At 64.9% G+C, this 12,216-nt stretch carries 9 protein-coding genes; 2 read left to right on the forward strand and 7 right to left on the reverse strand.

From position 1 onward, the window contains the following. Nucleotides 1-14 precede the first annotated feature (14 nt). The 7 genes from mtnA to QMZ05_RS38165 all read right to left on the reverse strand — a co-directional run bounded on the left by mtnA (nt 15) and on the right by QMZ05_RS38165 (nt 8,293). On the reverse strand, nt 15-1,118 hold the full coding sequence (mtnA, locus tag QMZ05_RS38135; protein WP_353705443.1) for an S-methyl-5-thioribose-1-phosphate isomerase: 1,104 nt from the start codon (nt 1,116-1,118) through the stop codon (nt 15-17). Nucleotides 1,119-1,159: 41 nt separating this feature from the next. Continuing rightward, entirely contained in the window at nt 1,160-2,035 is an 876-nt protein-coding gene (locus tag QMZ05_RS38140; protein ID WP_353705444.1) for an S-methyl-5'-thioadenosine phosphorylase, read from the reverse strand. A 205-nt stretch (nt 2,036-2,240) separates the two neighbouring features. Further along, nucleotides 2,241-3,227 (reverse strand): tripartite tricarboxylate transporter substrate-binding protein, encoded by a 987-nt coding sequence (locus QMZ05_RS38145; RefSeq protein WP_353705445.1) that lies wholly within the window; start codon nt 3,225-3,227, stop codon nt 2,241-2,243. A 356-nt stretch (nt 3,228-3,583) separates the two neighbouring features. Beyond that, complete coding sequence (locus tag QMZ05_RS38150; RefSeq protein ID WP_353705446.1) at nt 3,584-4,381, reverse strand: enoyl-CoA hydratase/isomerase family protein; 798 nt, start codon at nt 4,379-4,381, stop codon at nt 3,584-3,586. Between the two features lie 49 nt (nt 4,382-4,430). Continuing rightward, nucleotides 4,431-5,624 (reverse strand): aminotransferase class V-fold PLP-dependent enzyme, encoded by a 1,194-nt coding sequence (locus tag QMZ05_RS38155; RefSeq protein WP_353705447.1) that lies wholly within the window; start codon nt 5,622-5,624, stop codon nt 4,431-4,433. A gap of 129 nt (nt 5,625-5,753) precedes the next feature. Beyond that, a complete protein-coding gene (locus QMZ05_RS38160) occupies nt 5,754-7,037 on the reverse strand; it encodes an MFS transporter (protein ID WP_353705448.1) in 1,284 nt (427 codons plus the stop codon). A 53-nt stretch (nt 7,038-7,090) separates the two neighbouring features. Further along, nucleotides 7,091-8,293, reverse strand: coding sequence for an alanine--glyoxylate aminotransferase family protein (locus tag QMZ05_RS38165; RefSeq protein WP_353705449.1), 1,203 nt, complete (start codon nt 8,291-8,293; stop codon nt 7,091-7,093). A 127-nt stretch (nt 8,294-8,420) separates the two neighbouring features. Here QMZ05_RS38165 and QMZ05_RS38170 point away from each other — a divergent pair, with 127 nt between their 5' ends. Continuing rightward, on the forward strand, nt 8,421-9,173 hold the full coding sequence (locus tag QMZ05_RS38170; protein ID WP_353705450.1) for a GntR family transcriptional regulator: 753 nt from the start codon (nt 8,421-8,423) through the stop codon (nt 9,171-9,173). 120 nt (nt 9,174-9,293) lie between these two features. Further along, nucleotides 9,294-12,216 (forward strand): FAD-linked oxidase C-terminal domain-containing protein (locus QMZ05_RS38175; protein ID WP_353705451.1); only part of this gene is annotated, 2,923 nt, incomplete at its 3' end.

Consider the following 12,216-nt stretch of genomic DNA (forward strand, 5'->3'; position numbering starts at 1 on the left):
CGTCAATGCAGCCTTCAGCTAACCTTGGAACGTTCGGGAAATGCGCTCGCAAGCGCAGCACGATCCGCACTGAGGACGCCGCGCTCGGTGATCAATCCCGACACCAGCCTCGCCGGTGTGACATCGAATCCGAAATTGGCGACCGACGAGCCGTCCGGAACCACCCGCACGGTCTCGATCCGTCCATCCGCCGTACGCCCGGTAAGGTGCGTTACCTCGCTGGCCGCACGCTGCTCGATCGGGATCTGCCTGACGCCGTCATCGATACTAAAGTCGATGGTCGGCGACGGCAGCGCGACATAGAACGGCACGCCATTGTCGTGCGCCGCCAGCGCTTTCAGATAGGTCCCGATCTTGTTGCAGACGTCGCCATTGGCTGCGACGCGGTCGGTGCCGACGATCGCGAGGTCAACCATGCGATGCTGCATCAGATGGCCGCCGGTGTTGTCGGGGATCACGGTGTGCGGCACACCGTGATGACCAAGCTCCCAGGCGGTGAGCGAGGCGCCCTGATTGCGCGGCCGCGTCTCGTCGACCCAGACATGGACCGGAATGCCGCGGTCATGCGCCTGATAGATCGGTGATGTCGCCGTTCCCCAATCGACGGTTGCAAGCCAGCCGGCATTGCAATGCGTCAGCACGTTCACCGGCTCGCCCGGCTTTTTGGTCGCGGCGATCGTCTCGATCAGGCCGAGCCCGTGGCGGCCGATATCGCGGTTGATCTCGACATCCTCATCGGCGATCTCGCGAGCGCGAGCATAGGCCGCTTCCGCCCGGTCCGATGCAGCAACCGGTGCGAGCGCGCGGTGCATCTCGTCGATCGCCCACTTCAGGTTGATCGCGGTCGGCCGGGTCGCAATCAGCATTTTGCCTGCCCGGTCGAGCGCCGCGTCGGAGGCATCGGCGCGCATCGCAAGCGCCATGCCATAGGCCGCGGTCGCCCCGATCAGCGGCGCGCCGCGCACCAGCATCGAGCTGATTGCCTCGCCGGCCTCATCAGCGGTCGTGAGTTTGGAGACGATGAATTCGTGCGGCAGCCGGCGCTGATCGATCGCGCCGACCGACCAACCGTCGGGCTCGAGCCAGATACTGCGAAAATGCCGACCATCGACCTTCATGCTCTACGCCTTTCGCGTCGCGCGCTCCCTGGAGGACCTCTTCACGACCGCAACACCCGTCCGGCAACTGCATCGAGCTTGGCAAGCAACTGCGGGTCACGCGCCGCGGGTGCCGTGATCAACGCGGTGTCCAGCGCGCGGTCTGAGCCGATCGGACACGGCTCATGCTCGCGGGGGAAATCCCGCGCCAGACGCGCGACCAGCGCCTTGGCCTTCTCGGCGTTCGAATTCAGCACGCGGATGATATCCTGCACCGTCACCGCATCATGCGCCGGATGCCAGCAGTCGAAATCGGTGACCATCGCCACGCTGGCGTAGCAGATCTCGGCCTCGCGGGCGAGCTTGGCTTCGGGCATGTTGGTCATGCCGATCACCGAATAGCCCTGCGCCTTGTAGGTCAGGCTTTCCGCGAGCGAGGAGAATTGCGGCCCCTCCATGCAGAGATAGGTGCCGCCGCGCGCGAACGCGATGCTCTCGGCCTCGGCGGCAGCCGCGAGATGCTTCACCAGCAATGGCGAAATCGGATGCGCCATCGAGACATGTGCGACGCAGCCTTTGCCGAAGAACGAGCTCTCGCGCTTGTGGGTGCGATCGACGAACTGGTCGACCAGCACAAAGGTGCCCGGCGGCAGCTCTTCCTTGAATGAGCCGCAGGCGGACAGCGCGACGAGGTCGGTGACCCCCGCGCGCTTCAGCACGTCGATGTTGGCGCGATAATTGATGTCGGACGGCGATAGCGCGTGTCCCGGGCCATGCCGCGGCAGGAACACGATCGGTAGTCCCGCGATCTCGCCACGGCGCAGCGGCGCCGACGGCTCGCCCCACGGACTCGCGATCGCTTCCTCGCGGACATTTTCCAGGCCCGGCAGATCATAGATGCCGGATCCGCCGATGATCCCAAGAACGGCTTTGGTCATGATCGCTCCACGGCTAGCCGGACGTTCGGCCATACTGCGGCGCAGTAATCACCGCGCCGCTGCCGCTTGCAAGCCAATTCCGGCCTGAGAGTAAAACCATCGGGACGGTCATTCCGGGGCGATGCGTAGCATCGAACCCGGAATCTCGAGATTCCGGGTTCACGCTTCGCGTGCCCCGGAATGACGACGTACAAAGCGGCGGCCGCTACTTCGCGACAAAACCCGCCGTGTTCATCAGCGAGGCATTCTGCTTATCGTCATCCTCGAGGAACTCGACCATGTCCTTGCCGGTGAGGAAGATCGGCTTCAGCGCCTGCTTCTCCATGTATTCCTTGTACTCAGGCGTCTGCGTCACCTTCTGGAACAGGTCGACATAGAAGGCCTGCTGCTCCTGCGTGACCTTGCCCGGCAGGAACATCGCGCGCAGCATCAGATACTGCACGTCCAGCCCCTCCTCCTTGCAGGTCGGGATGTCGTTCCAGGATTGCGTGTCGGTGACCTTGGTCTTGTAGGAGATGCGCTCCTTGTCGAACACGCAGAGCGCGCGAACCTGGCCGGCGCGCCAGACTTCGAGGTTCTCGCTGGGATTGTTGACGTTGGACTCGGTGTGGCCGCCGACCAGTTGGGTCGCGGCCTCACCGCCGGACTTGTACGGCAGATAGGAGAACTTTGCGCCGGTCTTCTGCTCCATGAACACGGTCAGCACGTGATCCTCGCGCTTGGAGCCGGTGCCGCCCATCTTGAACGGCGCGCTCGCCGCCTTGGCGGCATCGATGAATTCCTTCACGGTCTTCGGACCCGAGGTGTTGTCCCACAGCACGAACTGGTCGAGCGCGATCACCGAAACCGGCGTCAGGTCGCGCCAGTTGAACGGGATCTTGGCCGACAGCGGCAGCATGTAGATCAGCGAATAGGCGATCAGCACCTTGTTGGGATCGCCCTCGCTGGACTTCATGTACATCAGCGCTTCCGCACCCGACGCGCCGCCTTTCAGCGACACCACCATCGGCTGCTTCATCAGATTGTTCTTCTGGATCGCCGCCTGCATCATGCGCGCCATCTGATCGGAGGCACCACCGGCGCCGGCCGCAACCACGATCTCGACCGGCTTGCTCGGCTCCCAGCCGGCAAACGCCGGCGTGCTCAGCAGCAAGGCCGCGATGGCAGCCGTGGTCTTCACAATCTGTCCCACGTGTTTCTTCCCTATCTATTTGTTCGGCTTGGCAAAACCTGCGAGGTGGCGGGTGCGGTCATTGTGCCGAGAAAAAGAGTGAGTTCAAGCCGCCGAACTGCCGCATGGCGTATGACTTTGGAATGAGGTGAGTGAGCGAACGGAGTCTCACAGCCGGCCGCATGCACCATCGTCGTCCCGGCGAAGGCCGGGACCCATACGCCGCAGCAAGAGTTGCAGGCGGGAAGCGTCATTCCAGCATCGCGCAACGATGACCATTTGGGGTTATGGGTCCCGGCCCCCGTGCGCAATTGCGCACTAGGCCGGGACGACGCTGAATATGTTGCACCGTCCGTAAGAGCCCCGGTGCCGGCCGCCTACTTGCCCTTGAAGTTCGGCGCACGCTTGTTGAGGAAGGCGTCCATGCCTTCGCGGAAATCCTCGCTCATATAGGCGCGCAGGATCAGGTCTTCGCCTTCGTCGCGCGACAGCGTGCGGCGGATGCGGCGGACCGCTTCCTTGGTCACCTCTAACGTGATCGGCGCATGGCCGGCGACGAGCTTCGCGGTCTCGTCGGCGCGGCGCTGCAAGGTCTCCACATCAGGGACGACTTCGTTCAGCAGCCCGAGCGCCAGCGCTTCCGGCGCTTCGACCAGGCGCGCCTTGAAGATCAGGTCCTTGGTCCGCGCCGGACCGATCAGCGACACCAGCCGCGAGATGTTGGACATCGAGAGGCAGTTGCCGAGCGTGCGCGCGATCGGGAAGCCGATCCGCGTCGCCTCGGTGCCGATGCGGATGTCGCAGCACGCGGCGATGCCGGCGCCGCCGCCGGTGCAGGCGCCGGCAATCGCGGCGATCACAGGCACGCGGCACTGTTCGAGCGTTCCCAGCACGCGGTCGATCCGCGCCTCGTAATCCAGCGCGTCCTGCGCGGTCTTGAACGCCCGGAACTGGGAGATGTCGGTGCCCGAGGCGAACGCCTTGTCGCCGGCGCCGGTCAGGATCAGCGCCTTGATGGTGTGATCCTGATTGATGCTCTCGCAGATCGAGGCCATCTGCTCATACATCGCAAAGGTCAGCGCGTTGCGCGCCTGCGGCCGGTTGAACGTGATGCGCGCGATCCCGTCCGCGACGGAGTAGATCAGGTCTTCGGTCGGTGCGACGGGCGCGTTCATGTCTCGCTCTTTCTGTTCGTTACGATTCGACTTTCAGGCGACGGCCTTCTCAAGCGACTTTCGACGCCTGCGAGGCGTCGCGTCCCTTCAGGACCTCCATCGCCGCCAGCACGCCGCCGCCGCGATGCGGCACCTTGGCGAGATCAAGACCCATCTCGACGCCCGACAGCGTGCCCATCAGCATCAGGTCATTGAAGTGACCGATGTGTCCGATCCGGAACACCTTGCCCTTGACCTTGTTGAGGCCGGTGCCGAGCGACATGTCGAAATTATCCAGCACGACCTTGCGGAAATGGTCGGCGTCGTGGCCATCAGGCACCCGCACCGCGGTCAGTGCCGGCGAATGCGCGCCCTGCTCCTGGCACTGCGTCTCCAGGCCCCAGACCTTGATCGCGGCACGCGTCGCCGCGCTGTGGCGCTTGTGGCGGGCGAAGACGTTTTCGAGCCCCTCCTCCTCCAGCATCTTTACGGCCTCGCGCAGGCCGAACAGCAGGTTGGTCGCGGGCGTGTACGGCCAGGTGCCAGCCTTGTTGATATTGATGACCTCCTGCCAATCCCAATAAGAGCGCATCCCCGGATTGGCCTTGGCTACCGCGAGCGCCTTCTCCGACACGGCGTTGAAGCCGAGGCCGGGCGGCAGCATCAGGCCCTTCTGGGACCCCGCGATCGAGACGTCGATGCCCCAGGCGTCGTGCTCGTATTCAAGCGAGCCGAGGCCTGAGATGGTGTCGACCATCAGCAGCGCCGGATGCTTCAGCGTGTCGAGGATCTTGCGGACGTTGAGCGGATAGGTCACGCAGGCGGTCGAGGTCTCGTTATGGACCACGCAGACGGCCTTGATCTTGTGCGCCTTGTCGGCGGCAAGCTTGGCCTCGATCTGCTCGAGGTCGGCGCCGTGGCGCCAGTCGCCCGGAATGAAATCGACGTCGAGCTTGAACTTGTCGGCAATGCCGTGCCACAGCACGGCGAACTGGCCGGTCTCGCACATCAGCACCTTGTCGCCGGGCTGCAGGGTGTTGACGATCGCGGCTTCCCAGGCGCCGGTCCCCGACGAGGGGTAGATGATCACGGGCTGCTTGGTGCGGAACACACGCTGCATCGCCGACATCACGGCAAAGCCGATCTCGGCGAATTCGGCACCGCGATGGTCCATGGTCGGCATATCCATGGCCCGCAAGACCCGGTCCGGCACGTTGGTCGGTCCCGGAATCTGCAGAAAATGCCTTCCAGTATGCACGGTCATGAGCGTCTTTCCCGGTCTTGCCTTGGTCTTGGTAAGCCGCTCGCATATCACTATTCGCCGGGTTTGTCCTAGGCCCGGCGAGGGTCCGTCATGCATATCTGACGGCGCTCCGTCGGAGCCGGCAGCCGCTCATTCGGCGGCCACCACCTTGCCCGGCACCGCCAGTCCGCTCGCCTCCTCGAACGGCCGCTCGGGGTGCATCAGAAATGCCGAGAAACCGCCGAGCAGCAGCAGGCCCATCGACATCAGGAACGGCAGGTACCAGTTCCCGGTGGCGTCGATGACGAAGCCGGCGACCAGCGGCGAGACAATGGCCGCGAAGGCCGAGCCGGTATTCATGATCCCCGCGGCGGTGCCGGAATATTTCGGCGCGATATCCATCGGGATCGACCACATCGGGCCGATCACCAGCTCGGCGCAGAAGAAGCCGGCCGACAGGCACAGCGCGACCACGGTGATGTCGTGCACGAACAGGATCGGCATCAGCGAGAGCAGCGCGCCGGCGAATCCCACGATCGTCACGCTGAGCCGCGCCAGCCGCACATTGCCCGTTCGTTCGAGGATTCGATCGGAGATGACGCCGCCGATGCTGTCGCCGACGACGCCGGCGAAGAACACGCCGGATGCGAACAGCGCCGAGTTCTTCAGATCGAGGCTGTAGTTGTTCTTGAAGAACAGCGGCAGCCAGTTGAGGTAGAGCCACAGGCACCAGCCGTAGCAGAAATAGGTCAGCGACACCGGCCACATCCGCTGCAACAGCGGTCCCCACGGCACCTTCGGCCGTTCGCCCTGCGGGCGCGGCGGCAGCGTCGCGAGTTCGGCCGCGGTGATCGAGGCATGATCCTTCGGCTCGTTGCGGAAGTACCAGACCCACACGATACCCCACAGCAGACTGACGATACCGAGCACGACGAATGCGCCGCGCCAGGTCAGCCAAAGGATCAAGAGCGCGACGGCCGGCGGGGTCACCGCATTGCCGAGCCGCGCAAACGAATGCGTCAAACCCTGCGCGAAGCCGCGGCGGTTCGCCGGCGTCCAGTACTGCATGGCGCGCGTCGCGGTCGGGAACGTCGCTCCTTCGCCGAACCCCAGCGCGAAACGCGCGACGAACAGGGCAGCGAGACCATTGACAAAGCCGGTCATGATGGTCGCCGCGGCCCAGATCATGCCGCACCAGAACAGGGTCTGGCGCGGCCCGAAGCGATCGCCGACCCAGCCGCCGATCACCTGGAACAGCAGATACGGATAGGCGAAGGCCGAGAACACCAGGCCGAGCTGGGTGTTGGAGAGGCCAAGCTCCTTCTGGATGTCGCCGGCGGCGGTGCCGATGTTCACCCGGTCGACATAGGTGATGAAATACATCACGCAGAGCATGGCCAACACGACGTGGGTGGCCTTGAACCGAAGCCTCATACATCCCCTCCCTGATCCGCGATTTTTCTTAAGTCGTTGGCATTCGCGATGCGCTAGGAGCCGACCACCTTCAGATGCGACGACGCATTGCGCTGGTCACGCTGCTCGAGCAGCTTCATCGCAACAGCGACGCCGCCCGCGCGATGCGGCACACCGGCGACCGACAGCCCCATCTCGACGCCGGTGAGCGCGCCAAGCAGCGTCAGCTCATTGCATTCGCCGAGATGACCGATGCGAAACACCTTGCCGGCGACCTTCGACAGGCCGGAGCCGAGCGACATGTTGAAATTGTCGAGCACGACCTTGCGGAACGCATCGGCATCGTGGCCGGGCGGCATCAACACCGCGGTCAGCACCGGCGAGAACTCGGCGGGCTCCTGGCACAGCACTTCGAGCCCCCAATGATTGACGGCGGCACGCGTCGCGGCGGCGAGCCGCTGATGGCGCGCGAACACGTTGTCGAGCCCCTCCTCCAGCAGCATCGCGATGGCCTCGCGCAGCCCGTAGAGCAGATTCGTTGCCGGCGTATAGGGGAAGAAGCCGTTGGCGTTCGGCTTCAGCATCTCCTCCCAATCGAAATAGGAGCGCGGCATCTTGTTGCTGCGCGACGCGGCGCGGGCCTTGTCCGAGATGGCGTTGAAGCCGAGGCCGGGCGGCAGCATGAAACCCTTCTGCGAGCAGCTGACGCTGACGTCGACCTTCCACTCGTCGTGCCGGTAATCGACCGAGCCGAGCGAGGAGATGGTGTCGACCATCAGCAGCGCCGGATGCGCGGTGCGGTCGATGGCAGCACGGATCTCTGCGATCCGGCTGGTCGCACCGGTCGAGGTTTCATTGTGGACGACCATCACCGCCTTGATGCTGTGCGCGGTGTCATCAGCGAGTTTTGCTTCGATCTGGGCGGGGTCGGCGCCGCGGCGCCAGTCACCGGCAATGAAGTCGACCTCGATGCCGAAACGGCCGGCCAGCTGCCGCCACAGGGTGGCGAAGTGGCCGGTCTCGACCATCAGGACCTTGTCGCCGGGCGACAGCGTGTTGACGATTGCGGCTTCCCAGGCGCCGGTGCCCGACGACGGGAAGATCACCACCGGGCCTTTGGTCTGGAAGATCCTGGCGCTGCCCTCAAGCACCGTCCGGCCAAGCGCGGCAAACTCCGCGCTGCGGTGATCGATCACCGGCATGTCCATCGCGCGAAGAATCCGATCCGGGACCGGGCTCGGCCCCGGAATCTGCAGAAAATGGCGCCCTTGATGCATCAGAACCTCCCAATCGCCGGATTTCGGCCTCTCGTCATTTTGCATTCATTTTTTGTATTTTCAATCGAATTTTGGTATTCGATTGAGGACATCGACGCGACTGCCCTGGCAAACTATTGTTCAGAATATGAAATCCACGATTCCCGAAACCGGGGTTCCGATCACCCCAACCGCCGCCGGCAACGGCAGCGACCGCCAGGAGGCCTCGCTGCACGGCGAGATCCTGCTGCGGCTCCGCGACTATGTGGTGGAAGGCAACATTGCCGAGGGCGCCCGTGTTCCGGAACGCCAACTGTGCGAGATGCTGGGGATCTCCAGGACGCCGCTGCGCGAGGCGCTCAAGGTGCTGGCCGCCGAAGGCCTGATCGAGCTCTTGCCCAATCGCGGCGCCCGGGTGCGCCAGCTCAGCCAGCGCGACCTCGAGGAATTGTTCGACGTCATGGCCGGACTGGAAAGCCTCGCTGGACGGCTGGCATGCGAGAGCATCACGGACGAGGAAATCGCCGCGATCGAGCGGCTGCATTACGAGATGTACGGTCACTATCTGCACCGCGACATGCACGGCTATTTCCAGACCAACCAGCAGATCCACGAGAGCATCGTCGCGGCCGCGCGCAACGAAACGCTGAAGACGACCTACGCCAACTTCGCGGGCCGGATCCGCCGCGTGCGCTATTCCGCCAATTTCGCCCGCAAGCGGCAGCGCTGGGCCGAGGCGATGCGCGAGCACGAGGCGATCCTCGATGCGCTGCGCCGCCGCGCCGGCAGCGAACTCAGCGACATCCTGTTTCAGCACCTGCGCAACAAGCGGGGGGCGGCCATCGAGCACATCGCGGAAGGGCCGGACAGCACCCCTGCGACGACGCCTCAGGGGGATTGAAGGACGGCCGGACCGCCACTCGCCTTGCTCATTTTGAATTCATAATGTAATTCTCAAATTGAGAGAATGCATAATCCATGAGCCGGCCTCGGTTGCGTCATGGATCACATCGGATCTGGGATGAAGAACGCCTCATCGCTCGAACAGCGCCTGCGGTCTGACCTGACCGGCGACGTGTTTTTTGATGCCTTCAACCGCGGCCGCTACGCGACCGACGCCTCGTTCTACCAGATCATGCCGGCCGGCGTGGTGGTGCCGCGAACCGTCGACGAGGCACTGCGCACGCTTGCGATCGTCCGCGACGCCGGGCGGATCGTCACCCCGCGCGGCGGCGGCACCTCGCAATGCGGCCAGACCGTCAATGACGGCATCGTGGTCGACCTGTCGAAGCATCTGAACAAGATCATCTCACTCGACGTCGAGAACCGCACCTGCGTGGTCGAGCCCGGCATCGTGCTCGACGACCTCAACCGGCAACTCAGGAAGCACGGGCTTTGGTTTCCGGTCGACGTCTCCACGGCCTCGCGCGCGACGATCGGCGGCATGGCCGGCAACAATTCCTGCGGCGGCCGCTCGCTGCGCTACGGCACCATGCGCGACAACACACTGTCGATGGATGCGGCGCTTGCCGATGGCACGCTGCTGCATTTCGGCGAAGTGCCGCGCGACCTGACGCGGGTCAATGCGTCCGACAGCGGATTGAGGCTGTTCCGCGACATGCTCGATCTCGGCGAGCGCGAGGCGCTCGAGATCTCGGATAGATTCCCCAAGGTGCAGCGCCGCGTCGGCGGCTATAACCTCGACGCGCTGGTGCCGCGCAACGCGCCGAACAACATGGCACATCTTCTGGTCGGATCAGAGGGCACCCTCGCCTTCACGACGCAGGTCGAGCTGAAGCTGTGGCCGGTGATCCGCAACAAGGCGCTCGGCGTCTGCCATTTCGGCAGCTTCTACGAGGCGATGGACGCGGCCCAGCATCTGGTCAAGCTGCGGCCGATTGCCGTCGAGCTGGTCGATCGCACCATGATCGCGCTGGGTCGGGAGATCGCGATGTTCCAGCCGATCATCTCGGCTGCGGTGCGCGGCGATCCCGACGCGATCCTGGTGGTCGAGTTCGCCGAGGAAGATCAGGCCGACAATCTCGCCCGCCTCAGGCAGCTCGGTGAGCTGATGGGCGACCTCGGCTTCGGCTGGGACAAGCCGCAGCGCAAATGGGGCGGCGTGGTCGAGGTCGTCGAGCCCGCGCTGCAGACCGGCATCGCCGATTTCCGCGCCGCCGGCCTCAACGTCATGATGTCGATGAAGCAGGAGGGCAAGCCGGTCTCGTTCGTCGAGGACTGTGCGGTGCCGCTGCCGCACCTCGCCGACTACACCGAACGGCTCAATGCCGTGTTCGCGAGGCACGGCACCCGCGGCACCATGTACGCGCACGCCTCCGAGGGCTGCCTGCATGTGCGCCCGGTGCTCAATCTCAAGCTCGAGAAGGACGTCAAGGCAATGCGCGCCATTGCCGAGGAAGCCTTCGCGATGGTGCGCGAATACAAGGGCTCGCATTCCGGCGAGCATGGCGACGGCCTGGTGCGCTCGGAATTCCACGAGACCATGTTCGGGCAGCGCATCGTCACCGATTTCCGCGAGGTCAAGCAGCGCTTCGACCCCGGCAACACGCTGAACGCCGGCAAGATCGTCGATCCGCCCAGGATGGACGATCGCTCGCTGTTTCGTTATTCGCCGGATTACCGCGTCGGCGAATTGAAGACCGTGCTCGACTGGTCGGCCTATCCCGGCGCCGGCGGCGGTTTCCAGGGCGCGGTCGAGATGTGCAACAACAACGGCGCCTGCCGCAAGCTCGAAGGCGGCGTGATGTGTCCGTCCTATCGTGCCACGCGCAACGAGAAGGACGTCACCCGCGGCCGCGCCAATACGCTGCGGCTCGCGATCTCAGGCCAATTGGGTGCCGATGCGCTCGCCTCCGACGAGATGATGGAGACGCTGAAACTCTGCGTGTCCTGCAAGGCCTGCCGCCACGAATGCCCGACCGGCGTCGACATGGCCAAGATGAAGATCGAGGTGCTCGCCGCCCGCGCCGCGACGCACGGCCTGTCGCTGCGCGACCGGCTGGTCGGCTATCTGCCGCGCTACCTCGATCTCGCCTCGCGCTTCGCCCCGATCGCGAACTGGCGCAACCGCAGCCCGCTGCTGCGCGCGCTGTTCGAGAAACTTGCCGGGATCAGCGCCAAGCGCGCATTGCCGGCGTTTCGCGGCGATACGTTCCGCCCCGAGGCCGAGGTGCTGGGCCCGGCGGACGGCCGCGAAGTGGTACTGTTCGCCGACACGTTCAACCGCGGTTACGAGCGGGAGAATCTCGACGCTGCGATCGAGGTCCTGGTCGCCGGCGGCTATCGCGTGCATCTGCCGAGGCCATCGGACGGCGCGCGCCCGCCGTGCTGCGGGCGAACCTTCCTGTCGGCCGGACTGGTCGAACAAGCCCGCGCCGAGCTCGACCGGCTGGTTGCGACCTTTTCTCCATTCGCGGCGCGCGGCGTGCCGATCGTCGGCCTCGAGCCGAGCTGCCTCTTGACCCTGCGCGACGAGCTGTTGTCGCTGCGTTCGGACGACGCCGCAAAGAGCGTCAGCGCCCACGCGCTGCTGTTCGAGGAGTTTCTGGTGCGCGAGGCCGAAGCCGGACGACTGGCGTTGCCACTCGGCGCCGTCGCCGGCAAGGCCGTCGTGCACGGTCATTGCCACCAAAAATCCTTCGGCGCGTTCAAGCCGGTGGAGAAGGTGCTCCGCCTGGTGCCGGGCCTCGACGTCAAGACCATCGAGTCGAGCTGCTGCGGCATGGCCGGCGCGTTCGGCTATGGCGCGGACACCTATCAGGCCTCGATCGAGATGGCCGAGCTGTCGCTGCTACCGGCGGTCCGCAGCGCCGATCAGGACACGCTGATCGTGGCCGACGGGACCTCGTGCCGGCACCAGATCAAGGACGGCAGCGGCCGCACGCCGCTGCATGTCGCCAGCGTATTGGCGATGAGCCTGAAAC

The sequence above is a fragment of the Bradyrhizobium sp. INPA03-11B genome, from assembly GCF_040446015.1.
GTDB lineage: Bacteria > Pseudomonadota > Alphaproteobacteria > Rhizobiales > Xanthobacteraceae > Bradyrhizobium > Bradyrhizobium macuxiense_A.

Coding starts and splice junctions, on each gene's coding strand:
- mtnA (WP_353705443.1), bottom strand. CDS start 1,118: ATGAAGGTCGATGGTCGGCATTTTCGCAGTATCTGGCTCGAGCCCGAC.
- QMZ05_RS38155 (WP_353705447.1), bottom strand. CDS start 5,624: ATGACCGTGCATACTGGAAGGCATTTTCTGCAGATTCCGGGACCGACC.
- QMZ05_RS38160 (WP_353705448.1), bottom strand. CDS start 7,037: ATGAGGCTTCGGTTCAAGGCCACCCACGTCGTGTTGGCCATGCTCTGC.
- QMZ05_RS38165 (WP_353705449.1), bottom strand. CDS start 8,293: ATGCATCAAGGGCGCCATTTTCTGCAGATTCCGGGGCCGAGCCCGGTC.
- QMZ05_RS38140 (WP_353705444.1), bottom strand. CDS start 2,035: ATGACCAAAGCCGTTCTTGGGATCATCGGCGGATCCGGCATCTATGAT.
- QMZ05_RS38150 (WP_353705446.1), bottom strand. CDS start 4,381: ATGAACGCGCCCGTCGCACCGACCGAAGACCTGATCTACTCCGTCGCG.
- QMZ05_RS38170 (WP_353705450.1), top strand. CDS start 8,421: ATGAAATCCACGATTCCCGAAACCGGGGTTCCGATCACCCCAACCGCC.